Here is a 23,589-nt window from a genome sequence, read left to right as displayed (position 1 = left end):
GGCGTAGTATAAGTGAGCGAAAACTTCATAAAAAGTGTATACTTGAAATAAGTTAGATACAGAGAGGTAATGTTTATGAAATCAGCAGTCTATAAAAAAGCAGGTCAGGTTGGTATTGAAGAGGTTAAACGTCCAAGCATTCAAGAAGCGGATGATGTGATTATCCGTGTGGTTCGTGCTTGCGTATGTGGTTCAGACCTATGGAGTTACCGAAATCCAGATATTAAAGCGGGTCACAAAAATAGTGGACACGAAGCAATTGGAATCGTTGAAGAAACTGGAGAGGCCATTACAACAGTCAAGCCCGGTGATTTTGTGATTGTACCATTTACTCATGGCTGTGGGGAATGCGACGCTTGTCGTGCTGGATTTGATGGTTCTTGTGACAATCATATTGGAAATAATCTAGGAGGAAATTTCCAAGCTGAATATCTTCGTTTCCACTACGCTAATTGGGCACTTGTGAAAATTCCTGGTCGACCTTCAGATTATAGCGAAGGCATGCTCAAGTCACTTTTGACACTTGCTGATGTCATGCCGACCGGTTACCATGCAGCGCGTGTGGCTAATGTGCAAAAAGGCGACAAAGTTGTCGTTATTGGGGATGGGGCTGTTGGTCAATGTGCTGTCATTGCAGCTAAGATGCGTGGCGCATCCCAAATTGTCCTTATGAGTCGCCACGAAGACCGTCAACAAATGGCCTTGGAGTCAGGCGCGACAGCAGTCGTAGCTGAGCGAGGAGAAGAAGGAATTGCCAAGGTACGTGAAATTCTTGGCGGAGGAGCAGATGCAGCACTTGAGTGTGTTGGTACTGAGGCTGCTGTTGAGCAAGCACTGGGTGTCCTTCATAATGGCGGTCGCATGGGATTTGTAGGAGTTCCACATTATAAGAATCGTGCACTTGGTTCAACCTTTATGCAAAATATCTCTGTTGCAGGTGGAGCAGCTTCTACGACAACATACGATAAACAATTCTTGCTCAAAGCTGTTCTTGATGGTGATATCAATCCAGGTCGTGTCTTTACTTCAAGCTATAAACTGAAAGATATCGACCAAGCTTATAAGGCTATGGATGAACGCAAGACTATCAAGTCTATGATTGTGATGGATTAATACTCTTCGAAAATCTCTTCAAACCACGTCATCTTCGTCTTGGATTATATATGTGACTGACTTCGTCAGTCTTATCTACAACCTCAAAGCAGTGCTTTGAGCAACCTGCGGCTAGCTTCCTAGTTTGCCCTTTGATTTTCATTGAGTATAAAAAGAAAAACCTAATAGGATTTGAGAATCTCTATTAGGATTTTTTTATGTTCAAGTGTTGTACTTAATGCAAGGTACTTTCTCTTAACGTCAGTTTGGTTCCAAGCATAGTGAGGCTTGGAATTTTACGGCCGTGAAGGACTTCTCTGTTCAAAATATCCATTCCTGTGCGTCCCATTTCTTCGGTGTAGACTGAGATACTGGAAAGGGGTGGGAACACTTGCTTGGTTAGAATGGTATCATTAAAGGAAATAATGCTGACGCGCTCTGGTATGCTGATGCTGGCTTCTTGAAGGGCGCGAAGAGCACCGATTGCCAAACTATCACTAGCTGCAAAAAAGGCTTGTGGAAGTTTATCTCCTAATTTTTCGATAGCCTCTTTCATCAAGTCGTATCCAGATTGGGCAGTAAATAGTCCTTGGAAAATGAATTTCTCGTTATAAATTCCTTTTTCTTGTGTATAGGATTTAAAGTAACCTAAGCGTTTATCTGCGATGACTTCTTCTTGGTCAGTAGTCGTTTCAAGACCGGATAAGATACCAATCTTCTTAATCCCGTGGTCTGTAAAGTAATCGACTACCTGTTTAACAGCATTATTAAAATCTGTAATGACACAGGTGTGTCCCAAGGCTATGGTGTCACTATCTAGAAAAACTAGAGGTTTTTGATACTCTTCAAATGATGCAATCTGTGCTTGGCTAAATTTTCCAATACAAAGAATTCCAATGACTTCTTCGCTAAGCGTAAAAGGTTGATCGTTGAAATAGCGTAAGATTTCGTAATCTAATTCTTGTGCCCTATTTTCGATTCCTAGTCGAATCTGGTAGTAGTAGAGGTCTTCCAACTCACCTTGTTCGCTGACCCACTGGATAATGGCAATCTTTTGTTTCAGTTTGTGACTTTCGCCTGTTTTAAGATGTTTGGTATAACCTAGTTCTTCGGCGACAGTTAAAATACGATGTCGGGTTTCTTCTGTGACAGATAGACTCTGATCGCGATTGAGGACACGGGATACAGTTGCGATTGAGACAGAGGCTAACTGAGCAATATCTTTGAGTGTAGCCATAATTCCCCTCCTTTTTAGGTTATTATATCATATTTTTCTATCTTTTTACTCATAGTTTAGTAAAATATCGGTAAAAATGTTGACCAAAGCAAAACCCTTGGGTACAATAGAAGAAAACGATTACAAGGTAAACTTTTTTACCTAACAAATTGTCAAAGGAGAATTCATATGACACAACATCTTACTGCTGATGCACTTCGCAAGGACTTTCTTGCTGTTTTTGGTCAAGAAGCAGATCAAACCTTCTTCTCACCAGGCCGTATCAACTTGATTGGGGAGCATACTGACTACAACGGTGGCCATGTTTTCCCAGCTGCTATTTCACTAGGAACTTATGGAGCAGCACGCAAGCGTGATGACCAAGTTTTGCGTTTCTACTCCGCAAACTTTGAGGACAAAGGCATTATCGAAGTTCCTCTGGCTGACCTTAAGTTTGAGAAAGAGCACAACTGGACCAACTATCCAAAAGGTGTCCTTCATTTCTTGAAAGAAGCTGGGCATGTGATTGATAAAGGGTTTGATTTCTATGTCTATGGGAATATCCCAAATGGTGCTGGTTTGTCTTCATCTGCATCCTTAGAGCTTTTGACAGGTGTCGTGGCAGAATACTTCTTTGACCTAAAATTGGACCGTCTAGATTTAGTAAAAATCGGGAAATTGACAGAGAATAACTTTATCGGTGTTAACTCTGGTATCATGGATCAATTTGCTATCGGTATGGGGGCAGACCAACGTGCTATTTACTTAGATACTAATACTCTAGAATACGACTTGGTCCCCCTTGATCTGAAGGACAATGTTGTTGTTATCATGAATACCAATAAACGCCGTGAACTAGCAGATTCTAAGTACAATGAACGTCGCGCTGAGTGTGAAAAAGCAGTAGAAGAACTCCAAGTGGCCTTAAATATTCAAACCTTGGGTGAATTGGATGAGTGGGCTTTTGATGAATATAGCTATCTCATCAAAGACGAAAATCGCTTGAAACGTGCTCGCCATGCCGTTCTTGAAAATCAACGTACACTTAAAGCGCAGGCGGCTCTTCAAGCAGGAGATTTGGGCAAATTTGGTCGTTTGATGAATGCATCTCACGTTTCTCTTGAGCATGATTATGAAGTGACTGGTTTGGAATTAGACACCCTTGTTCATACAGCTTGGGCTCAAGAAGGTGTTCTTGGTGCTCGTATGACAGGAGCAGGTTTTGGCGGTTGTGCGATTGCCTTGGTTCAAAAGGATGCTGTTGAGTCCTTTAAAGAAGCTGTAGGCAAACACTACGAGGAAGTAGTTGGTTACGCTCCAAGTTTCTATATCGCTGAAGTGGCAGGTGGAACTCGCATTCTTGAATAGTCAGAAGGAGGTTATCTAGTGACCTTAGTAGAAAATTTTGTGACCAAAGTCATTGCTGGAAGTAGCTTTGAAGAGTTGGATCGGATCTATCTGACCAATCGCGTCTTGGCACTGGTGGGAGATGGAGTTCTCGATGTTGAGACTGACCAAGATAACTTGATTGACCTTAAAGATCAGCTTGTCGAGGAAGCCGTTTGCATGGAAACGATTGAAGATAGTCAGGCTGCGCGTGAGATTCTTGGTACTGACCTCATGGACTTGGTAACCCCTTGTCCAAGTCAGGTCAATCATGACTTTTGGGCTAGCTATGCCCATTCACCAGAGCAGGCAATTGCGGATTTCTACCAACTCAGTCAAAAAAATGACTACATCAAACTGAAGGCTATCGCAAAGAATATTGCTTATCGTGTACCATCTGACTACGGTGAACTAGAGATTACCATCAATCTCTCTAAGCCTGAAAAGGATCCAAAAGAGATAGCGGCAGCTAAGTTGGTTAAGTCGAGTAACTATCCTCAATGTCAGCTCTGTATGGAAAATGAAGGATACCATGGTCGTGTCAATCATCCAGCTAGAAGCAACCATCGTATTATACGTTTTGATATTTCTGGTCAGGAGTGGGGCTTCCAGTATTCGCCTTACGCTTACTTTAATGAGCACTGTATTTTCCTAGATAGCAAGCATCGTCCTATGGCTATTAGTCGCCAAAGTTTTGAACGTTTGTTAGCAATTGTGGAGCAATTTCCAGGCTACTTTGCTGGTTCAAATGCTGATTTACCAATCGTGGGTGGTTCCATCCTGACACACGATCATTATCAAGGTGGTCGTCATGTTTTCCCAATGGAAGTGGCTCCTATTCAGAAAAGCGTTACATTTGCAGGTTTTAAAACTGTTAAAGCAGGGATTGTTAAATGGCCTATGTCTGTGATTCGACTAACTTCAGATTCTAAAGAGGATTTGACAGAACTAGCGGATAAAATCTTACTGGCTTGGCGTCAGTATTCTGACCCAAGTGTGCAGGTCTTGGCAGAAAGTAATGGAACACCGCATCACACTATCACACCGATTGCGCGTAAAAGAGATGGGCAGTTTGAGTTGGATTTGGTCTTGCGGGACAATCAAACATCTCCAGAGCATCCTGATGGTATCTATCATCCCCACAAGGATGTCCAACATATCAAGAAGGAAAATATCGGCTTGATAGAGGTCATGGGTTTGGCAATCTTGCCACCACGCTTGAAGGAAGAAGTGGAGCAAGTAGCAGCTTACCTAGTCGGAAAGGATGTTTCAGTAGCAGATTATCACCAAGCATGGGCGGATGAATTGAAAGACTCCCATCCTGACTTGACTGACAAAGACCAAGCTCTTGAAATCGTCCAAGAATCTGTAGGTAAAATCTTCGCTCGAGTTTTGGAAGATGCAGGAGTTTACAAGCAAACAGAAGAAGGACAAGCTGCCTTTATGCGCTTTGTGGAGAAGGTTGGTATTTTACCCGAATAAGTACTTGTCTCTTGCGTAGAGTCTTGAAAAGTAGTATCATAGTGTCGTTTGAAATATCAGGAGGAACGTATGAAAGATTTTCACTTTGACGCTATATCTGCCTTTGAAAATTACGAAATTGAAAAAATGAGAGACGGTCACGTGGTGGTGACAACAAAAGTAGTGGACTCTTCACTCAACTACTATGGAAATGCTCATGGAGGCTATCTCTTTACCCTATGTGACCAAATCAGTGGACTTGTGGTGATTTCGCTAGGATTAGACGGGGTGACACTCCAGTCTTCCATCAACTATCTGAAAGCTGGAAATCTAGAAGATGTTCTCACTATCAAAGGAGAATGTGTCCATCAAGGACGTACCACTTGTGTCGTCGATGTTGACATCATCAACCAAGATGGCCGAAATGTCTGCAAGGCAACCTTCACCATGTTTGTCACAGGACAACGATCTGAAGATAGACAGGTGAGGATATAAAAGAAAGAATGAGTAGGAAAACTATCCTACTCATTTTAGTTTATAAGAGTAGTGAAATACCAAGCTAATGGTTATGTTTCTGTGGTATAATAATCTTAGTTTATTTTAATAGCTAATATCAAGTGAATTCTCATTTGTGTGAGGAATTTTTTAATGAATTTACAGTTTAATTTAGAATTAGTAGAAACTTATAAAAGTAATAGCCAAAAGGCTCGTATCTTAACAGAGGATTGGGTTTATCGTCAGTCTTATTGTCCCAATTGTGGAAAGAAATCGTTAAATCATTTTGAAAACAATCGGCCTGTAGCAGATTTTTTCTGTCATGACTGTAGTGAGGAGTTTGAGCTAAAAAGTAAAAAAGGAAATTTCTCATCAACAATCAATGATGGTGCTTATGCAACAATGATGGAGCGTGTTCAAGCAGATAATAATCCCAACTTCTTTTTTTTAACTTACACAAAAAATTTTGAGGTGGATAATTTTCTTGTCCTTCCGAAGCAATTTGTTACACCGAAATCAATTATTAAAAGGAAACCACTTGCGCCCACTGCTAGACGAGCAGGTTGGATTGGTTGTAACATTGATTTATCACAAGTACCTTCTAAAGGAAGAATATTTCTTGTAAAAAATGGACAAGTTAGGGATCCAGAAAAAGTTACAAAAGAATTTAAGCAAAGTTTATTTTTAAGGAAGAACTCTCTTTCATCAAGAGGATGGACAATAGAAATTCTAAATTGTATAGATAAGATAGAGGGTTCAGAATTTACTCTTGAAGATATGTATCGTTTTGAAGGTGACTTAAAAAATATCTTTGTTAAAAACAATCATATCAAAGAAAAAATTAGGCAACAGCTTCAAATACTAAGAGATAAAGAAATAATAGAATTTAAAGGTAGAGGAAAGTATCGGAAATTATGAAAATGAAACAACTTATTGCACCTGAAGAGGTATATGATTTCTTAAAAGTCATCTGGTCTGATTATGAAACAGAGAGTAATTATGAAAACTTAAGTATAATGGTCTATACTTTATCAGATCCTGATTGTGTCAGATGGTTATCTGAAAATATAGAATTTGGTGATAGGGAACAACTTTCTTTACTGAATAAAAAATATAGCTGGGAATATGGAGATGAGTTACCAGAGTGGTTGGAAAGTCCAAAACATAGATTATTGCTAATTAGTGAGTTATTGGAGAGAAACTTAAGATGAAAAAGTATACTATAGAAATTACTGAAACTCTAACTCGTATAGTGAGTATAGAAGCTGATACTGAATATGAGGCAGAACGCATTGTGAGAGAAAAGTATAAGAATTGTGAAATAGTTCTTGATGATGATGATTTTGTTGACTATGAAATCCATATATGTGAATAGGTGAGCGCATAGAAGACAGCTAGATTAGGATTTAGTAATAAAAAAAAAGAGGCAGATGCCTCTTTTCTTATTTTTTTCCACTGTAGTGCTCGATTATCCTATTCACTAAATCTTAAAAAATAGCCATCTGGGTCTAAAACTGCAAATTCATGAGGATAGATATAATGGTCGTCAACACGAAATTTTCTTTTGGTCAAAGGACGATGGATGGGATAGTCAGCTTCCAGCAGTTTTTGGTGGAGCTGAGGAACATCCTCAATGCCAAAGGAAATATTGACACCACGCCCGAAAGGATAAGTCAGCTGAGCTAATTCTTCTGCGTCGCCTTCTTCTAACATGAGTTGGCAGTCTTCAAGGGAGAGGAAGAGAAATTTTTCCTCGGGGCGTTCGTATTCGACAGAGAAGCCCAGCAAGTCACAGTAGAAGGAACGGGACTTTTCGATGTTGGATACCACAAATTCGGGGATGACAGCTTGATAGTCCATTAGCTTTCTCCTTAGAGTTCAATCTCCAAGACAATCGGTGTGTGGTCTTGGCGTGGGCCTGAGTCGATCATGTCTGACTTGGTAACCTTATCTGCTACACGGTTACTTGTGAGCCAGTAGTCGATTCTCCAGCCTGTGTTGTTGATTTTTGAAGTCTTGCTACGTTGTGCCCACCAAGTATAGCGTTCTGGAACATCTCCGTGAACATGGCGGAAGGTGTCAGTAAATCCTTTGGCTAAAAGGTTTGTAAATCCTTCACGTTCTTCGTCTGTGAAACCTGGTGAACGGCGATTGCTGGCTGGGTTGGCAAGGTCGATTTCCTTGTGGGCGACGTTGTAGTCCCCTGTTGCTAGAACAGGTTTTTGCTTATCTAGTTGAGCCAAGTATTCTGCATATTTGACATCCCAGACTTGACGTTCTTCCAAACGTTTGAGCCCATCTCCAGCATTAGGAGTGTATACTTGAGTCACGAAAAATGTATCAAATTCTAGGGTAATGATACGGCCTTCAGAGTCCATGGTAGAAGGAGCACCGATTTCTGGGAAGCTGATAGTTGGAGTCAGTTCTTTCTTATAGAGGAACATGGTTCCAGCATAGCCTTTACGAGCAGGCTCTTGAGAGGAACGCCAAGTATTTTCATATCCAGGGAAGAGTTCTTCTAACACCTCGAGGTGTTTCTTTGTAGGTCCTGTAGCTGAAAGCTTGGTTTCTTGGATAGCGATAATATCGGCATCTTCGGCTACCAAGGTTTGGAGGACGTCTTGTGATAATTTCGCACGCGCAGAATCACTTGTCAATGCTGCATTGAGGGAATCAATATTCCATGAGATCAATTTCATAATGTTTACCTTTTCATTCAGATTATAGACAATATTATACCAGAAAAAGAAGCAATTCCCCAGCGTATAGTTTGAAAAATCAAGGTCATTCCTATATAATAAAGAATGATTTATGTAAAAGATTGAAAATAAATGAAATGTTACTCCTTTGAGTATCTTTATCGCTGAATATGACAAAGTTTAAGTTAGTGTCATCACCTATGAATAGGAAAAACCTGAGGCAGTCGCCTCAGGTTTCCATTTGTCATTAGAAAGGAATTTTATGTCCATCATCCAAAAACTCTGGTGGTTTTTTAAATTAGAAAAACGCCGTTACCTAGTTGGAATCGTAGCTTTGGTTTTGGTTTCTGTACTAAACCTTATCCCACCTATGGTCATGGGGCGCGTGATTGATGCCATTACTTCGGGACGATTAACACAAGATGAGCTCCTACGTCATCTCTTTTATCTCCTGCTGGCAGCTTTCGGGATGTACTACTTGCGTTACGTTTGGCGCATGTATATCCTAGGAACCTCCTACCGACTTGGACAAATCATGCGTTCAAGACTATTTGAGCATTTTACAAAAATGTCTCCCGCTTTTTATCAGAATTATCGAACTGGGGATTTGATGGCTCACGCCACCAATGATATCAATGCTCTGACTCGTCTAGCAGGTGGTGGTGTCATGTCTGCGGTAGATGCCTCTATCACTGCCTTGGTGACTCTCTTGACCATGCTCTTTAGCATTTCTTGGCAGATGACCTTGGTTGCCATTCTGCCCTTGCCATTTATGGCCTATGCGACTAGTCGTCTGGGGAGAAAGACCCATAAGGCTTTTGGCGAATCCCAAGCAGCCTTTTCTGAACTCAACAATAAGGTTCAAGAATCTGTATCGGGTATCAAGGTAACCAAGTCCTTTGGTTATCAGTCTGATGAATTGGCATCTTTCCAGGAAGTCAATGATTTGACCTTCCAAAAGAATCTGCAAACCATGAAATATGATAGTCTCTTTGACCCCATGGTTCTACTCTTTGTTGGTTCTTCCTATGCCTTAACTCTCTTAGTCGGTGCCTTTATGGTGCAAGCGGGACAAGTAACCGTTGGTAATCTTGTCACCTTTATCTCTTACTTGGATATGTTGGTCTGGCCCTTGATGGCTATTGGTTTCCTCTTTAATATTACTCAAAGAGGGAAGGTTTCTTATCAACGAATTGAGAGTCTCTTGTCTCAAGAGTCACCTGTCAAAAATCCAGAATCTCCACTTGACGGGATTGAAAATGGGCGCTTGGACTATGCCATTGATCGTTTTGCCTTTGAAGACGAAGAGACGCTGAGAGATATACATTTTAGTCTCGAAAAAGGGCAAACCTTGGGCTTGGTTGGACAGACTGGTTCAGGGAAAACAGCTTTGATTAAATTGCTCCTACGTGAGTATGACGTTGACCAAGGAGCTATTTATCTAAATGGTCATGACATTCGTGATTATCGACTAGCTGACTTACGAAGTTTGATGGGATACGTTCCACAGGACCAATTTCTCTTTGCTAGCTCTATCTTAGAGAATATTTGTTTTGGAAATCCCGACCTGCCTTTCTCAGCAGTAGAAGAAGCGACAAAGTTGGCTCAAGTCTATCAAGATATTCAAGACATGCCTGAGGGATTTGATACAGTTATCGGGGAAAAAGGTGTCAGTCTATCCGGTGGACAAAAGCAACGTCTGGCTATGAGTCGGGCTATGATTTTAAATCCTGATATCTTGATTTTAGATGATTCCTTGTCAGCTGTGGATGCTAAGACAGAGTTCGCAATCATCGATAATCTCAAGGAAACTCGCAAAGATAAAACGACTATCATCACTGCCCATCGTCTCAGTGCAGTTGTTCATGCAGATTTGATTTTGGTCATGCAGGATGGTCGCATCATTGAACGAGGTAGGCATGAAGATTTACTAGCCTTGGATGGTTGGTATGCCCAAACCTACCAGTCTCAACAGTTAGAAATGAAAGGAGAAGAAGATGCGGAATAAACAAGAACAATGGACTGTATTGAAGCGTTTATTGTCTTATCTCAAGCCCTATAGTCTCCTCACCTTTTTAGCCCTTGCTTTTCTCCTCGCGACGACTGTTGTTAAGAGTATTATCCCCTTGGTAGCTTCGCACTTTATCGACCAGTATCTAAACAATCTCAATCAGCTTGCTGTTACAGTTTTGCTCGTTTACTATGGGCTTTACATTCTTCAAACCATTGTCCAATATGTGGGGAATCTCCTTTTTGCGCGCGTGTCTTACAGTATCGTTAGAGATATTCGACGTGATGCCTTTGCCAATATGGAGAAGCTAGGCATGTCTTATTTTGATAAAACACCTGCAGGATCCATCGTTTCTCGTTTGACCAACGACACTGAGACTATTAGTGATATGTTTTCAGGGATCTTGTCCAGCTTTATCTCGGCGATCTTTATCTTTGTGACGACCCTTTATACCATGCTTGTTTTGGACTATCGTCTGACAGCTTTGGTTCTACTCTTTTTACCCTTGATTTTCCTTTTGGTCAATCTCTATCGTAAAAAATCTGTCAAGGTTATCGAAAAAACCAGAAGTCTCTTATCAGATATTAACAGTAAGTTGGCTGAAAATATCGAAGGTATTCGCATCATTCAAGCCTTTAACCAAGAAAAACGTCTGCAAGAAGAGTTTGATGAGATAAATCAGGAACATCTGGTCTACGCTAATCGTTCAGTAGCCTTGGATTCTCTCTTTTTACGCCCAGCTATGAGTTTGTTGAAGCTGTTGGGATACGCAGTTTTGATGGCTTACTTTGGCTATCGTGGTCTTTATCTAGGAATAACGGCAGGGACTATGTATGCCTTTATCCAGTACATCAATCGTCTCTTTGATCCCCTCATCGAGGTGACACAAAACTTTTCTACCCTTCAAACATCCATGGTGTCAGCAGGTCGTGTTTTTGCACTTATCGATGAGACCAACTATGAACCGACTCAAGAAAATGGACAAGCCGAGATTAAAGAAGGAAATATCCGTTTTGAACATGTATCTTTCTCCTATGATGGGGAACACCAGATTCTTGATGATATCTCCTTTACCGTTAATAAAGGTGAAACCATCGCCTTTGTCGGGCATACTGGCTCTGGGAAATCTTCTATCATTAATGTTCTCATGCGCTTTTATGAATTCCAGTCTGGTCGAGTTCTCATAGATGGTGTGGATATTCGTAAGTATAGCCAAGAGGAGTTGAGAAAAAACATCGGTCTGGTCCTACAGGAACCTTTCCTCTATCATGGGACCATCAAGTCCAATATCGCTATGTACCAAGATATCAGCGATGACCAAGTCAAGGCTGCAGCAGAGTTTGTGGATGCAGATTCTTTCATTCAGGATCTTCCATTAGGCTATGATGCCCCTGTGTCTGAGCGTGGTTCGAGTTTTTCAACCGGGCAACGTCAACTTCTTGCCTTTGCTAGAACGGTTGCCAGTCAACCGAAAATTCTGATTTTGGATGAAGCGACAGCTAATATTGACTCTGAAACAGAATCCCTGGTTCAAAATTCTCTAGCCAAGATGAGACAGGGCCGGACAACCATTGCCATCGCCCATCGTCTCTCTACTATCCAAGATGCCAACTGTATCTATGTCCTTGATAAGGGACGTATTATTGAGAGTGGAACCCATGAGGAACTTTTGGCCTTGGGTGGAACCTATCACAAGATGTATAGTTTGCAAGCAGGGGCCCTTTCCTAGGGAAGAATTCCTTTAAAATACAGATTTCTTGTACCGCCTCTTTCATTTTGTGGTATAATGTAGAATGTTTAAAGATTACATATTAAAAAACAGAGGAGAATGTGCATGCTGAAATGGGATGAACTACCTCAGGAGATGAAATTGAGCGAGGTAAAACCATACTACCAGCTCGTCTCTGGAAGAAAAGGTTCACTGATTCTCAAGCGTTGTCTAGACTTGTTTCTAGCCTTGGTCTTGTTAATCTTGACTTCTCCCGTATTTCTGATTCTAAGCATTTGGATCAAGCTAGATAGCAAGGGTCCAGTTATTTACAAGCAGGTGCGGGTAACCCAGTACAACCGACATTTCAAGATTTGGAAATTCCGGACCATGGTGACCGATGCGGATAAGAAAGGAAGTCTCGTAACTTCTGCAAATGACAGTCGTATCACTAAAGTTGGAAATTTCATTCGACGTGTTCGTTTGGATGAATTGCCGCAATTGGTCAATGTCCTCAAAGGCGAAATGTCCTTTGTAGGAACACGCCCAGAAGTACCACGCTACACAGAGCAGTATAGCCCTGAAATGATGGCTACCTTGCTCTTACCTGCGGGGATTACTTCCCTTGCCAGCATAAACTATAAGGATGAGGATGCCATCATCAGTCAAATGACTGCAAAAGGTATGACAGTTGACCAGGCTTATGTGGAAAGAGTCCTTCCAGAGAAAATGCACTTTAACCTAGCCTATCTACGTGATTTTAGTTTCTTCGGAGATATCAAAATCATGTTCCAGACTGTAGTTGAAGTTTTAAAATAAAGTAGTCACAAGAGTGAATACAGTAAAAGGAGTAAATCAATGACAAAGTATAATATTCCATTTTCACCACCCGATATTACCGAAGCTGAAATTGCTGAAGTAGCCGATACCCTTCGTTCTGGTTGGATCACAACAGGTCCGAAGACAAAAGAACTAGAGCGTCGTCTGTCCGTCTATACTCAAACGCCTAAGACAGTCTGCCTCAACTCTGCAACAGCAGCTCTTGAATTGATCTTGCGCGTGCTTGAAGTAGGGCCTGGTGACGAAGTCATCGTTCCAGCTATGACTTATACAGCATCATGTAGTGTCATCACTCACGTAGGTGCGACACCAGTGATGGTTGATATCCAAGATGATACCTTTGAAATGGACTATGACAAGCTTGAGCAAGCAATTACTGAGAAGACTAAGGTTATCATCCCAGTTGAACTTGCAGGGATTATCTGTGACTATGACCGTTTGTTCCAAGTTGTAGAAAAGAAACGTGACCTCTTTACAGCAGCTAGCAAGTGGCAAAAGGCCTTTAACCGTATTGTGATTGTCTCTGATAGTGCCCACGCTTTGGGTTCAACCTACAAGGGACAACCAGCCGGTTCAATTGCAGACTTCACATCATTTTCTTTCCACGCAGTCAAGAACTTTACAACTGCTGAGGGAGGAAGTGCCACTTGGAAAGCCGATCCAGCTATTGATGATGAAGAAATGTACAAGGAATTCCAAATCCTTTCTCTTCATGGTCAAACCAAAGATGCGCTTGCCAAGATGCAACTGGGTTCATGGGAATACGATATCGTAACTCCTGCCTACAAGTGCAACATGACGGATATCATGGCTTCGATTGGTTTGGTACAATTGGATCGTTATCCTGGCTTGCTTCAACGTCGTAAAGAAATCGTAACTCGCTATGACCGTGGATTTGCAGGAACTCGGATTCACCCATTGGCTCATGAGACAGATGCAGTTGAATCTTGTCGTCACCTCTACATCACCCATGTAGAAGGAGCAAATCTCGAACAACGCAACCAAATTATTCAAGAATTAGCCAAGGCAGGAGTCGCAAGTAACGTCCACTACAAACCACTTCCGCTTTTGACAGCCTATAAGAATCTTGGCTTTGATATGGCAGATTATCCGCGAGCTTATGCCTTCTTTGTAAACGAGATTACACTACCACTTCACACGAAATTAACGGACGAAGAAGTAGATTATATCATTGAGACATTTGTCAGAGTTTCCGAAGAAGTTCTAGGTACTTCACAAAAATAATTAAAAAAATTAGTAAAAAATGAATGAAAACGATTGACAAAGAAAAAACAATAACATATAATTAACTCAACAAATCAGAAAAGTAGTTATTTTTGATCTTCAGGGAGCCTGTGGTTACTGTGAACAGGTGTTTGAAAGTAGTGAAATTGGGCTGATTTGAAAAAATGAATTTGAAACAATGAAAATTCGGTAGGCACACCTTACAGTGCAACTTGTTGTTAGACAAGGCAGAGATGTAAAGAGGATATTCTCTTTACAATTGAGGTGGTACCGCGTTACGAACGCCCTCACATGGAAGTAGATTCCGTGTGTGGGCTTTTTCTATCCGTCATTTTGTTTATCTTTTATTAGGGCGTTAACTGAGAGTAATATTCAAGTTTCACTTGTTCTTTTAGTAAAGGCTGAAATGGTCCCCCAGACCATTTCACTACCAAAAGCAAATAAAAAGCCGGATTCATATAGAAGGAGGAAAAATTTATGACAACTAAAGGATATTTTGGACAATTTGGTGGTAGTTTTGTACCAGAACCAATTCAGGTTTTGCTAGATGAATTGGAAGTGACTTTTGAAAAATACAAGGATGATCCAGAGTTTTTAGCTGAGTTTCGCCATTACTTGAAGGATTATTCAGGTCGTGAAACACCGCTTTACTATGCAGAGAGCTTGACAGAGCACTTAGGTGGCGCTAAGATTTATCTCAAGCGCGAAGATCTGAATCACCTTGGTTCTCACAAGCTCAACAACGTTTTAGGACAAATCCTTCTAGCAAAACGCATGGGTAAAAAGCGTGTCATTGCTGAGACAGGAGCTGGTCAGCACGGTGTTGCGACTGCGGCTGCTGCAGCCAAGTTTGGTATGGCTTGTGACGTCTACATGGGGGCAGAAGATGTGGAGCGTCAACGTCTCAATGTCTTCCGCATGGAGATGATGGGAGCAACTGTTCACGCAGTTGAAACTGGGACTCGTACCCTCAAAGATGCGGTTGATGCAGCCTTTGGAGCATGGATGAACGACCTTGAAGCCTTCTACGTTTTAGGTTCTGCTGTTGGACCTCACCCTTATCCAACTATTGTTCATGAATTCCAAAAGGTTATTAGTGAAGAATCACGTCGTCAAATCTTGGAAAAAGAAGGACGTCTACCAGACTACGTCATTGCCTGTGTGGGCGGTGGTTCTAATGCCATCGGTGCCTTTTCACAGTATGTAGCTGATGAAGAAGTAAAATTGGTTGGGGTAGAAGCTGCTGGTCATGGTTTAGATACCGACAAACACGCGGCAACTATGACTAAGGGTAGTGTCGGAATTGTTGATGGAATGAAGACCTATGCAGTATTTAAGGAAGATGGAGAGCTCGCGCCAGTTTACTCTATTTCAGCAGGTTTGGACTATCCAGGGGTTGGTCCAGAACATGCCTTCTTTAAAGACTCTGGTCGAGTAGAATATGTAGCAGCGACAGATGAAGAAGCTGTCCAAGCCTTGCTTTTATTAAGCAAAACAGAAGGAATCATCCCTGCAATTGAAAGCTCACATGCTATTGCTGAAGCAGTCAAACGCGCACCAAAACTAAGTAAAGATGAGATTATCATCATCAATGTCTCTGGTCGTGGAGACAAGGACGTAGCTGCCATTGCAGACTACCTTGAAGCTAAAAAATAAAATATGGAAAAGATACAGAGATTTCTCTCACAGAGAGCTTGTGGTTGCTGAAAACAAGCAGAGAAAGCTGTAAGGTTGGGTCCATCTGAAATGAGAGAAGAAAACATAATTCTCAAGGGAGTGCCCTTTATCGCACAACCTGTTACAGGAGCTATCTGAGACAGGAATGAGAGATAGGAGAAATCCTATAATTGAGGTGGCACCGCGAATTTCGTCCTCACGCAAGTTATTTTGCGTGGGGATTTTTTGTAGAATCAACACGGGATTTAAGAAGAACTGAAAGGGAAATTACAATGGAACGAATCATTCATGGAGATGTTTTATCACCAATCTTGGCTTATATGCGTTTGAACGGAGAACACAAGGTCATACTTGAAAGTATCCCAAGAGAAAAGGAAAATGCTCGATTTTCTATCTTAGCCTATAACCCAGTTTTCGAGATTAAGTTTGAAAATGGAGTCCTTTATCAAAATGGTCAGGTGATTGATCGTGATCCTTTGGATTTCCTTTATGAGGTGACTCATAAGAGTCAGCACCATTCAGACCTACCTTTTGGTGGTGGAGCTATTGGCTTTGTCGGCTACGATATGATTTCTCTCTATGAAGAAATTGGCCAACTCCCTGAGGATACGATTGGGACACCAGATATGCATTTCTTCGTATATGAGAGTTATATAGTTTTTGACCATAAGAAAGAAAAAATTCATGTCATAGAGGATGCTCTTTACAGTGAACGTAGTAATGAAGAACTAGAAGTGGCTTTAGATCAGGTTTTAGAAGAGTTGAAAATCCCTGCTCCAAATGAATTTGAAGATTTGGACGTTTCTCCACTTCAGTTTATACCACATATTGCACCTCAGAAATTTGAAAAAATGGTAGAAACAGCTCGCGACTTGATTCGCAATGGAGATATGTTCCAATGTGTACTCAGTCAGCGCTTCTCCGCAGAGGTAACTGGAAATCCTTTTGACTTCTACAGAAATCTCCGAGTGACCAATCCATCAAATTACCTCTACTTTTATGACTTTGGAAATTATCAAATTATTGGTGCCAGTCCTGAGAGCTTGGTTTCCGTCAAAAATGGTATCGTGACAACCAATCCAATTGCAGGTACGCGACCTAGAGGTGCCAATGACGAGGAAGATGCAGCACTTGCAAGTGATCTACTTTCTGATGAAAAGGAAACGGCAGAACACCGAATGTTGGTGGACTTGGGACGAAATGATATCGGTAGAATTGCTGAAACAGCAAGTGTCCAAGTAACCAAGTATATGGAAGTGGAACTTTTCCGCTATGTCATGCATTTGACCAGCGTGGTTAAGGGACATTTATTACCAGAACTGACTGCCATGGATGCCTTGAAGGCGACACTTCCGGCAGGAACAGTATCGGGAGCACCAAAGATTCGGGCCATGAAACGCATCTATGAACTAGAAACAGAGAAGCGAGGTGTCTATGCAGGAGCTATCGGTTACTTATCAGCAACTGGAGACATGGATTTTGCTATTGCAATTCGAACCATGATTCTTAAAAATAAAACAGCCTATGTACAGGCTGGTGCAGGAATTGTTTATGATTCCATCGCCCAGAACGAATACCAAGAAACGATTAACAAAGCTAAATCTATGACAAGAATGGGAGAACTAAGACCATGATTTTATTGATTGATAATTATGATTCATTTACCTATAACCTAGCTCAATATATCGGGAATTTCGCAGAAGTTCAGGTTTTGAGAAATGATGATCCACATCTTTATGAACATGCTGAAAAGGCAGATGGACTGGTCTTTTCTCCTGGTCCAGGTTGGCCAGCTGATGCTGGGAAAATGGAAGAAATGATTCGTGATTTTGCAGGTAAGAAACCTATTCTAGGGATTTGTTTGGGGCACCAAGCCATTGCAGAAGTATTTGGTGGCAAGTTGGGCTTGGCTCCTAAAGTTATGCACGGTAAACAAAGCCAGATTCGGTTTGAGACTCCATCCGTTCTCTATCAAGGAATCGAGGACAATCGCCCAGTCATGCGTTACCACAGTATTTTAATTGAAGAGATGCCAGAAGAGTTTGAAGTGACAGCTCGTTCGATAGATGACCAAGCTATTATGGGGATTCAACACAAAACCTTGCCGATTTATGGCTTGCAGTATCATCCAGAAAGTATTGGAACGCCAGATGGCCTATCTTCTATTCAGAATTTTATCGAGAAAGTTGTAAAGTGAGGAACACAAAATGAAAGAAATTATTGAAAAATTAGCAAACTTTGAAGATTTATCAAGTGTTGAAATGACAGATGTGATCGAACGCATCGTGACAGGGCGAGTGACAGAAGCACAAATCGCTTCACTACTTTTAGCTCTTAAAATGAAGGGAGAAACACCTGAAGAAAGAACAGCCCTCGCTCAAGTCATGAGAGGACATGCTCAACACATTCCAACAAATATTCAAGATGCTATGGATAACTGTGGTACAGGTGGAGATAAGTCATTTAGCTTCAACATTTCTACAACTGCAGCCTTTGTCTTGGCAGGTGGGGGAATCCATATGGCCAAACATGGGAATCGCTCTATTTCTTCTAAATCTGGGTCAGCAGATGTCTTGCAAGCTTTGGGAATCAATATTGATCTCAAACCATCACAATTGGGTAAGGTATTTGACCAAACAGGAATCGTCTTTCTCTTTGCCAAAAACATGCACCCAGCCATGAAATACATCATGCCAGCTCGTTTGGAATTAGGAATTCCAACCATCATGAATTTGACAGGACCGCTCATCCATCCAATGGTCTTGGAAACACAGCTTCTAGGGATCAGTCGTCCTGAACTTCTGGAAAGTACTGCTCAGGTTTTGAAAAACATGGGTCGCAAACGTGCTATTGTAGTAGCTGGTCCAGAAGGGTTGGATGAAGCTGGTTTGAATGGAACTACCAGCATTGCCCTTCTTGAAAATGGAGAAATTACTTTATCAACTTTTACTCCAGAAGATTTGGGAATGGAACGCATTGCTATTGAAGACATTCGTGGGGGAAATGCTCATGAAAATGCAGCCATTCTTGTCAGTGTTCTTAATAACGAACCAAGTCCATTCTTGGAAACAACAGTCTTAAATGCAGGTCTCGGTTTCTATGCCAATGGTAAAGCAGACAGTATCAAGGACGGAGTTGAATTGGCACGACAAGTGATTGCCAGTGGTAAGGCCCTTGAAAAACTCAGACTATTACAGGAGTATCAAAGATGAGTCAGGAATTTTTATCACGTATCCTAGAGCAAAAGGCGCGTGAAGTTGAAAAGATGGAGCGAGAGGAGCTTCAATCCTTGCGTGAAAGCTATCGCTTAGCGGAATATTTGAAAAACCATCAGGACCGCTTGCAAATTATTGCAGAGGTCAAGAAGGCGAGTCCAAGTATGGGTGATATCAACCTGGATGTGGATATCGTTCAACAGGCCCAGACTTACGAGGCTAACGGCGCTGTTATGATTTCTGTATTGACAGATGAAGTTTTCTTCAAAGGTCATTTGGATTACCTTCGTGAAATTTCCAGTCAGGTACAGATTCCGACGCTGAACAAGGATTTTATTATCGATGAAAAGCAAATCATCCGAGCTCGCAATGCAGGTGCGACCGTCATCTTGCTCATCGTAGCGGCTTTATCAGAAGAACGCCTCAAGGAACTGTATGACTATGCGACAGAGCTTGGTCTGGAAGTGTTAGTGGAAACTCATAATCTGGCTGAACTAGAAGTTGCTCATAGACTTGGAGCTCAAATTATTGGTGTCAACAATCGCAATTTGACAACCTTTGAAGTTGACTTGCAGACCAGTGTAGACTTGGCCAAACACTTCAAGGACGATTGCTTCTACATTTCTGAATCTGCTATTTTTACAGAGCAGGATGCAAAACGAGTAGCACCATACTTTAACGGAATTTTAGTAGGAACAGCTCTCATGCAGGCAGAAGATGTAGCCCAGAGAATCAAGGAATTGCAGATTGACAAAGGTTAAGATTTGTGGCTTATCGACAAAAGAAGCGATAAAAACAGCTGTGTCGGCTGGAGCAGACTACATTGGTTTTGTCTTTGCTCCTAGCAAAAGACAGGTGACCGTAGAACAAGCCACAGAGCTGGCTAAGTTTATTCCTAGCCATATTCAAAAAGTTGGTGTATTTGTTTCACCCAGTCGGGCAGAACTGTTAGAAGCGGTAGACAAAGTTGGTTTGGACTTTGTACAAGTTCACGGTAAGGTAGTAGATAAACTATTTGAAAACTTACCTTGTGGCAGCATTCAGGCTGTTCAGGTCGATGAAGGGGGGCATGTACCCAATTCTCAGGCAGATTATCTACTTTTTGATGCTCCTGTGGCAGGGAGTGGACAAACCTTTGACTGGGGGCAACTGGATACGACAGAACTAGCCCAGCCTTTCTTCATCGCAGGCGGGCTAAATGAGGACAATGTAGCAAGAGCGATTCAGCATTTCTCTCCCTTTGCAGTAGATGTATCAAGCGGAGTAGAAACAGACGGACAGAAAGATCATGAAAAGATTAGAAGATTTATAGAGAGGGTTAAACATGGTATATCAAGAACCAAATAAAGATGGATTTTACGGGAAATTCGGTGGACGTTTTGTCCCAGAAACATTGATGACAGCAGTATTGGAATTAGAAGAGGCTTATCGTGAAAGTCAGGCAGATCCAAGTTTCCAAGAGGAGTTAAACCAACTTTTGCGCCAATATGTAGGTCGTGAAACACCTCTTTACTACGCAAAAAACTTGACCCAGCATATCGGCGGAGCCAAGATTTACCTTAAACGTGAAGACCTCAACCATACAGGCGCCCACAAGATTAATAATGCCTTAGGACAAGTTTTACTTGCTAAACGTATGGGCAAAAAGAAAATTATTGCTGAAACAGGTGCTGGTCAGCACGGTGTGGCAACTGCAACAGCTGCGGCACTCTTTAACATGGAATGTACCATCTACATGGGCGAGGAAGATGTCAAACGCCAAGCCCTCAATGTTTTCCGCATGGAGCTTTTAGGAGCTAAGGTAGAGGCAGTGACAGATGGTTCGCGCGTGCTCAAGGATGCAGTCAATGCAGCCCTTCGTTCTTGGGTGGCAAATATCGATGATACTCACTATATCCTTGGTTCTGCCTTGGGGCCTCATCCTTTCCCAGAAATTGTTCGTGATTTCCAAAGTGTTATCGGACGAGAAGCCAAACAACAGTACCGTGAATTGACAGATGAAAATTTACCAGATGCCCTAGTAGCCTGTGTTGGTGGTGGTTCGAATGCCATCGGACTCTTCCATCCATTTGTGGAAGATGAGTCAGTCGCTATGTATGGAGCTGAAGCAGCAGGACTAGGTGTGGATACAGAGCATCACGCAGCTACCTTGACCAAGGGTCGTCCAGGTGTTCTTCACGGTTCGCTTATGGATGTGCTCCAAGATGCTCATGGTCAAATCTTAGAAGCTTTCTCAATTTCAGCAGGTTTGGACTATCCAGGTATCGGTCCAGAGCATTCTCATTACCATGATATCAAACGCGCGTCCTATGTGCCTGTGACAGATGAAGAGGCCTTGGAAGGATTCCAACTCCTGTCTCGTGTGGAAGGAATTATCCCAGCTTTGGAATCTAGCCATGCCATCGCTTTCGCAGTGAAATTGGCCAAAGAACTTGGACCAGACAAGTCTATGATTGTCTGCCTATCAGGTCGTGGGGACAAGGATGTAGTTCAAGTTAAAGAGCGCTTGGAAGCAGACGCAACAAAGAAGGGAGAAGCTCATGCCTAAGACTTTAACAGAAAAATTGAACGCTATCAAAGAAACTGGAAAAGGAATTTTTGTTCCTTATATCATGGCTGGAGACCATGAAAAAGGATTAGATGGTCTCGCTGAAACAATCCATTTTTTAGAAGATTTGGGTGTTTCAGCCATTGAAGTGGGCATTCCCTTTTCAGACCCTGTTGCAGACGGTCCAGTTATCGAAGAAGCAGGCTTGCGCAGTCTAGCTCGCGGAACCTCTACCCAGGCTCTGGTTGAAACTTTGAAGACTATTGAAACAGAAGTTCCACTTGTTATCATGACCTACTTTAACCCCCTCTTTCAGTACGGTGTGGAGAAATTTGTCAGAGATCTTGCTGATACAGCGGTTAAGGGATTGATTATTCCAGACCTGCCTCATGAGCACGCTAACTTTGTAGAGCCCTTTTTGGTGAATACAGACATTGCTTTGATTCCACTTGTCAGCTTGACGACAGGAGTGGAGCGTCAAAAGGAACTCATTGAAGGGGCTGAAGGTTTTGTCTATGCCGTTGCTATCAATGGGGTCACAGGGAAATCAGGAAATTACCGAGATGACTTGGACAAGCACTTGAATCAACTTCATCAAGTGACAGATATTCCAGTATTGACCGGATTTGGTGTATCCACACAGGCTGATGTTGAACGCTTCAATGCTGTATCAGACGGCGTTATCGTCGGATCCAAGATTGTTAAGGCTCTACATGAAGGACAAGTAGCAGAAATCGCTGACTTTATCCGAGAAGCAGTAGCTTACCAAAAATAATCATACAAGCAGCCAGCAAGAGGAAGGGCACAAAAGGAAGTCTTTCCTTTTTCTTTAGTAGGAGAAAGGCTAGAATGCCAGTTGTGGAAGCAAATTGAATTAAAATCAGCATTTCAGTTAGGCTAAAAATAAGTGCACAAGAGGCCAGAAAGAGAAAATCCCCTGCACCTATGCGGATATCTATAAAGTGAGCCAAAATTCCCAAGATAAGAAAGAAAATCATAACTAGATTCCAACCACAGCAAACCATGAGGATTAAGTGAAAAATCAGCCAGATGATCAAGGGATATTCTTGATGACGAAAGTCATAAATTCCCAGAGTTAAGCCGGCAGTTATCAAGATGACTTGCCCCAAAGTTAAAAATCCCACAAACTCAGCTAGAAAGAGCAGTCCCAAAGACAACTCAAAGAAAGCATACCAGATTGGATAGCGAACCTTGCAGTAACGACAGCGAAAATTACTAATCACTTGAGAAATAATCGGAATCAAATCCAGTGATTTCAAGCGAGTCTGACAAGAATCACAGTGACTAGCAGGGAAAACAATGGATTGCTCAGGGAAACGCTCAATGACCAATCCAAGAAAGGAAGCAAAAATAGCTCCAACAAGAAAAAAGTAAAGGTGAATCATACTTATTAATTCGGAAAAAATAAGAGAAAGAGTATAATAGTTGGATGTAGGAGAAGTTTTAGGAGCAGATATGAAAATTCACTTTGAAAAAGGTCTTCAGTTAGAAAATGCCCAACTCATTTGTCGCTGGTCTAATGCTTTGGGAGAAAATTTTCAGAAGCAATGGATGGGAACAATGATTCCTTTTCCCTTGACAATTCAAGAATTGCAAGATTTGGAAGGAATCTTTTCAATCTTTGATGGACAAGAGTTTGTGGGGCTTATCCAGGAAATCAGGCTAGAAGACAGAAATCTTCATATCGGAAGATTTCTCATAGCTCCTCATAGGCAGGGGAAAGGATTAGGTCGAAAAGCTTTCCAGTACTTTCTTCAAGAAATGTTTGAAAATGAAGAAATAGCAAGTATTTCCCTAACGGTTTTTGAGTCCAATCAAAGAGCAAAAAATCTTTACCAAAAAGAGGGATTTGAAATCGTTCAAACCATTGAAGTTCCAGAACGTAAATATATAATGAGAAAATCGAGGTAAGGACTAGTTGATATCTAAAACTATCCCCGTACAATTTTTGGTTTTCAAACTTGTTGCAGAGAAA

The 23,589-nt window shown here is 41.6% G+C and carries 24 protein-coding genes and 2 other annotated features; of the genes, 20 read left to right on the top strand and 4 right to left on the bottom strand.

The annotated features are described in order from the left end of the window. Nucleotides 1-75 precede the first annotated feature (75 nt). Entirely contained in the window at nt 76-1,113 is a 1,038-nt protein-coding gene (locus tag ACXYSM_RS05805) for a zinc-binding dehydrogenase (protein WP_458634683.1), read from the top strand. Between the two features lie 214 nt (nt 1,114-1,327). On the opposite strand, the gene ACXYSM_RS05800 is transcribed toward ACXYSM_RS05805, so the two are convergent. Continuing rightward, nucleotides 1,328-2,329: a LacI family DNA-binding transcriptional regulator gene (locus ACXYSM_RS05800; protein WP_458634682.1), complete on the bottom strand. Its 1,002-nt coding sequence runs from the start codon at nt 2,327-2,329 to the stop codon at nt 1,328-1,330. 168 nt (nt 2,330-2,497) lie between these two features. Here ACXYSM_RS05800 and ACXYSM_RS05795 point away from each other — a divergent pair, with 168 nt between their 5' ends. The 6 genes from ACXYSM_RS05795 to ACXYSM_RS05770 all read left to right on the top strand — a co-directional run bounded on the left by ACXYSM_RS05795 (nt 2,498) and on the right by ACXYSM_RS05770 (nt 7,025). Beyond that, the gene (locus ACXYSM_RS05795; RefSeq protein WP_458634681.1) at nt 2,498-3,676 is read left to right on the top strand and encodes a galactokinase; all 1,179 of its coding nucleotides are present in this window, start codon (nt 2,498-2,500) and stop codon (nt 3,674-3,676) included. A gap of 18 nt (nt 3,677-3,694) precedes the next feature. Further along, nucleotides 3,695-5,176, top strand: coding sequence for a UDP-glucose--hexose-1-phosphate uridylyltransferase (locus ACXYSM_RS05790; protein WP_458634680.1), 1,482 nt, complete (start codon nt 3,695-3,697; stop codon nt 5,174-5,176). Between the two features lie 69 nt (nt 5,177-5,245). Beyond that, complete coding sequence (locus tag ACXYSM_RS05785) at nt 5,246-5,650, top strand: PaaI family thioesterase (RefSeq protein WP_458634679.1); 405 nt, start codon at nt 5,246-5,248, stop codon at nt 5,648-5,650. 153 nt (nt 5,651-5,803) lie between these two features. Continuing rightward, nucleotides 5,804-6,568, top strand: coding sequence for a DpnI domain-containing protein (locus ACXYSM_RS05780; RefSeq protein ID WP_458634678.1), 765 nt, complete (start codon nt 5,804-5,806; stop codon nt 6,566-6,568). Next, nucleotides 6,565-6,861 (top strand): hypothetical protein, encoded by a 297-nt coding sequence (locus ACXYSM_RS05775; RefSeq protein WP_458634677.1) that lies wholly within the window; start codon nt 6,565-6,567, stop codon nt 6,859-6,861. The genes ACXYSM_RS05780 and ACXYSM_RS05775 overlap by 4 nt, the downstream gene beginning before the upstream one ends. Next, nucleotides 6,858-7,025 (top strand): DpnD/PcfM family protein, encoded by a 168-nt coding sequence (locus ACXYSM_RS05770; protein WP_458634676.1) that lies wholly within the window; start codon nt 6,858-6,860, stop codon nt 7,023-7,025. The genes ACXYSM_RS05775 and ACXYSM_RS05770 overlap by 4 nt, the downstream gene beginning before the upstream one ends. 98 nt (nt 7,026-7,123) lie before the next feature. Here ACXYSM_RS05770 and ACXYSM_RS05765 read toward each other — a convergent pair whose 3' ends face one another. Both ACXYSM_RS05765 and ACXYSM_RS05760 read right to left on the bottom strand, forming a co-directional pair. Beyond that, nucleotides 7,124-7,510: a bleomycin resistance protein gene (locus ACXYSM_RS05765; protein WP_458634675.1), complete on the bottom strand. Its 387-nt coding sequence runs from the start codon at nt 7,508-7,510 to the stop codon at nt 7,124-7,126. A gap of 11 nt (nt 7,511-7,521) precedes the next feature. Next, entirely contained in the window at nt 7,522-8,349 is an 828-nt protein-coding gene (locus tag ACXYSM_RS05760) for an exodeoxyribonuclease III (RefSeq protein WP_458634674.1), read from the bottom strand. 262 nt (nt 8,350-8,611) lie between these two features. On the opposite strand from ACXYSM_RS05760, the gene ACXYSM_RS05755 reads away from it, so the two are divergent. From ACXYSM_RS05755 to trpA, 12 genes are all read left to right on the top strand, one after another. Continuing rightward, on the top strand, nt 8,612-10,357 hold the full coding sequence (locus tag ACXYSM_RS05755; protein ID WP_458634673.1) for an ABC transporter ATP-binding protein: 1,746 nt from the start codon (nt 8,612-8,614) through the stop codon (nt 10,355-10,357). Next, nucleotides 10,347-12,089, top strand: coding sequence for an ABC transporter ATP-binding protein (locus tag ACXYSM_RS05750; protein ID WP_458634672.1), 1,743 nt, complete (start codon nt 10,347-10,349; stop codon nt 12,087-12,089). The genes ACXYSM_RS05755 and ACXYSM_RS05750 overlap by 11 nt, the downstream gene beginning before the upstream one ends. Nucleotides 12,090-12,194: 105 nt before the next feature. After that, nucleotides 12,195-12,887, top strand: coding sequence for a sugar transferase (locus tag ACXYSM_RS05745; RefSeq protein WP_458634671.1), 693 nt, complete (start codon nt 12,195-12,197; stop codon nt 12,885-12,887). 39 nt (nt 12,888-12,926) lie between these two features. Further along, nucleotides 12,927-14,153, top strand: coding sequence for a DegT/DnrJ/EryC1/StrS family aminotransferase (locus ACXYSM_RS05740; RefSeq protein WP_458634670.1), 1,227 nt, complete (start codon nt 12,927-12,929; stop codon nt 14,151-14,153). 60 nt (nt 14,154-14,213) lie between these two features. Next, nucleotides 14,214-14,445: a binding site (T-box leader), on the top strand. A gap of 185 nt (nt 14,446-14,630) precedes the next feature. Beyond that, a complete protein-coding gene (gene trpB / locus ACXYSM_RS05735; RefSeq protein ID WP_060956118.1) occupies nt 14,631-15,809 on the top strand; it encodes a tryptophan synthase subunit beta in 1,179 nt (392 codons plus the stop codon). Next, nucleotides 15,800-16,031: a binding site (T-box leader), on the top strand. It overlaps the preceding gene by 10 nt. 71 nt (nt 16,032-16,102) lie before the next feature. After that, a complete protein-coding gene (gene trpE / locus ACXYSM_RS05730; RefSeq protein WP_458634669.1) occupies nt 16,103-17,464 on the top strand; it encodes an anthranilate synthase component I in 1,362 nt (453 codons plus the stop codon). Continuing rightward, a complete protein-coding gene (locus ACXYSM_RS05725; RefSeq protein ID WP_075231477.1) occupies nt 17,461-18,027 on the top strand; it encodes an aminodeoxychorismate/anthranilate synthase component II in 567 nt (188 codons plus the stop codon). The genes trpE and ACXYSM_RS05725 overlap by 4 nt, the downstream gene beginning before the upstream one ends. A gap of 10 nt (nt 18,028-18,037) precedes the next feature. Beyond that, complete coding sequence (gene trpD, locus ACXYSM_RS05720) at nt 18,038-19,042, top strand: anthranilate phosphoribosyltransferase (RefSeq protein ID WP_036759294.1); 1,005 nt, start codon at nt 18,038-18,040, stop codon at nt 19,040-19,042. Continuing rightward, a complete protein-coding gene (gene trpC, locus ACXYSM_RS05715) occupies nt 19,039-19,806 on the top strand; it encodes an indole-3-glycerol phosphate synthase TrpC (RefSeq protein ID WP_458634668.1) in 768 nt (255 codons plus the stop codon). The genes trpD and trpC overlap by 4 nt, the downstream gene beginning before the upstream one ends. Further along, nucleotides 19,793-20,392, top strand: coding sequence for a phosphoribosylanthranilate isomerase (locus tag ACXYSM_RS05710; protein ID WP_458634667.1), 600 nt, complete (start codon nt 19,793-19,795; stop codon nt 20,390-20,392). Before trpC ends, ACXYSM_RS05710 begins: the two co-directional genes overlap by 14 nt. Beyond that, nucleotides 20,370-21,593 (top strand): tryptophan synthase subunit beta, encoded by a 1,224-nt coding sequence (gene trpB / locus ACXYSM_RS05705; protein WP_458634666.1) that lies wholly within the window; start codon nt 20,370-20,372, stop codon nt 21,591-21,593. Before ACXYSM_RS05710 ends, trpB (ACXYSM_RS05705) begins: the two co-directional genes overlap by 23 nt. Continuing rightward, nucleotides 21,586-22,368, top strand: coding sequence for a tryptophan synthase subunit alpha (gene trpA, locus ACXYSM_RS05700; RefSeq protein ID WP_458634665.1), 783 nt, complete (start codon nt 21,586-21,588; stop codon nt 22,366-22,368). Before trpB (ACXYSM_RS05705) ends, trpA begins: the two co-directional genes overlap by 8 nt. Here trpA and ACXYSM_RS05695 read toward each other — a convergent pair. Beyond that, nucleotides 22,337-22,999, bottom strand: coding sequence for a prepilin peptidase (locus tag ACXYSM_RS05695; protein ID WP_458634664.1), 663 nt, complete (start codon nt 22,997-22,999; stop codon nt 22,337-22,339). The genes trpA and ACXYSM_RS05695 overlap by 32 nt on opposite strands. Before the next feature lie 70 nt (nt 23,000-23,069). Here ACXYSM_RS05695 and ACXYSM_RS05690 point away from each other — a divergent pair, with 70 nt between their 5' ends. Next, nucleotides 23,070-23,525: a GNAT family N-acetyltransferase gene (locus ACXYSM_RS05690; RefSeq protein WP_458634663.1), complete on the top strand. Its 456-nt coding sequence runs from the start codon at nt 23,070-23,072 to the stop codon at nt 23,523-23,525. Nucleotides 23,526-23,589 lie beyond the last annotated feature (64 nt).

The organism is Streptococcus sp. V940 (assembly GCF_054353495.1).
This window is presented reverse-complemented; position numbering and strand designations above follow the sequence as displayed.

Bases quoted from the DNA above. Each gene is read 5' to 3' on its own strand.
- ACXYSM_RS05805 (WP_458634683.1), top strand. From the start codon at position 76: ATGAAATCAGCAGTCTATAAAAAAGCAGGTCAGGTTGGTATTGAAGAG.
- ACXYSM_RS05800 (WP_458634682.1), bottom strand. From the start codon at position 2,329: ATGGCTACACTCAAAGATATTGCTCAGTTAGCCTCTGTCTCAATCGCA.
- ACXYSM_RS05795 (WP_458634681.1), top strand. From the start codon at position 2,498: ATGACACAACATCTTACTGCTGATGCACTTCGCAAGGACTTTCTTGCT.
- ACXYSM_RS05785 (WP_458634679.1), top strand. From the start codon at position 5,246: ATGAAAGATTTTCACTTTGACGCTATATCTGCCTTTGAAAATTACGAA.
- ACXYSM_RS05780 (WP_458634678.1), top strand. From the start codon at position 5,804: ATGAATTTACAGTTTAATTTAGAATTAGTAGAAACTTATAAAAGTAAT.
- ACXYSM_RS05775 (WP_458634677.1), top strand. From the start codon at position 6,565: ATGAAAATGAAACAACTTATTGCACCTGAAGAGGTATATGATTTCTTA.
- ACXYSM_RS05770 (WP_458634676.1), top strand. From the start codon at position 6,858: ATGAAAAAGTATACTATAGAAATTACTGAAACTCTAACTCGTATAGTG.
- ACXYSM_RS05765 (WP_458634675.1), bottom strand. From the start codon at position 7,510: ATGGACTATCAAGCTGTCATCCCCGAATTTGTGGTATCCAACATCGAA.
- ACXYSM_RS05760 (WP_458634674.1), bottom strand. From the start codon at position 8,349: ATGAAATTGATCTCATGGAATATTGATTCCCTCAATGCAGCATTGACA.
- ACXYSM_RS05755 (WP_458634673.1), top strand. From the start codon at position 8,612: ATGTCCATCATCCAAAAACTCTGGTGGTTTTTTAAATTAGAAAAACGC.
- ACXYSM_RS05750 (WP_458634672.1), top strand. From the start codon at position 10,347: ATGCGGAATAAACAAGAACAATGGACTGTATTGAAGCGTTTATTGTCT.
- ACXYSM_RS05745 (WP_458634671.1), top strand. From the start codon at position 12,195: ATGCTGAAATGGGATGAACTACCTCAGGAGATGAAATTGAGCGAGGTA.
- ACXYSM_RS05740 (WP_458634670.1), top strand. From the start codon at position 12,927: ATGACAAAGTATAATATTCCATTTTCACCACCCGATATTACCGAAGCT.
- trpB (WP_060956118.1), top strand. From the start codon at position 14,631: ATGACAACTAAAGGATATTTTGGACAATTTGGTGGTAGTTTTGTACCA.
- trpE (WP_458634669.1), top strand. From the start codon at position 16,103: ATGGAACGAATCATTCATGGAGATGTTTTATCACCAATCTTGGCTTAT.
- ACXYSM_RS05725 (WP_075231477.1), top strand. From the start codon at position 17,461: ATGATTTTATTGATTGATAATTATGATTCATTTACCTATAACCTAGCT.
- trpD (WP_036759294.1), top strand. From the start codon at position 18,038: ATGAAAGAAATTATTGAAAAATTAGCAAACTTTGAAGATTTATCAAGT.
- trpC (WP_458634668.1), top strand. From the start codon at position 19,039: ATGAGTCAGGAATTTTTATCACGTATCCTAGAGCAAAAGGCGCGTGAA.
- trpB (WP_458634666.1), top strand. From the start codon at position 20,370: ATGGTATATCAAGAACCAAATAAAGATGGATTTTACGGGAAATTCGGT.
- trpA (WP_458634665.1), top strand. From the start codon at position 21,586: ATGCCTAAGACTTTAACAGAAAAATTGAACGCTATCAAAGAAACTGGA.
- ACXYSM_RS05695 (WP_458634664.1), bottom strand. From the start codon at position 22,999: ATGATTCACCTTTACTTTTTTCTTGTTGGAGCTATTTTTGCTTCCTTT.
- ACXYSM_RS05690 (WP_458634663.1), top strand. From the start codon at position 23,070: ATGAAAATTCACTTTGAAAAAGGTCTTCAGTTAGAAAATGCCCAACTC.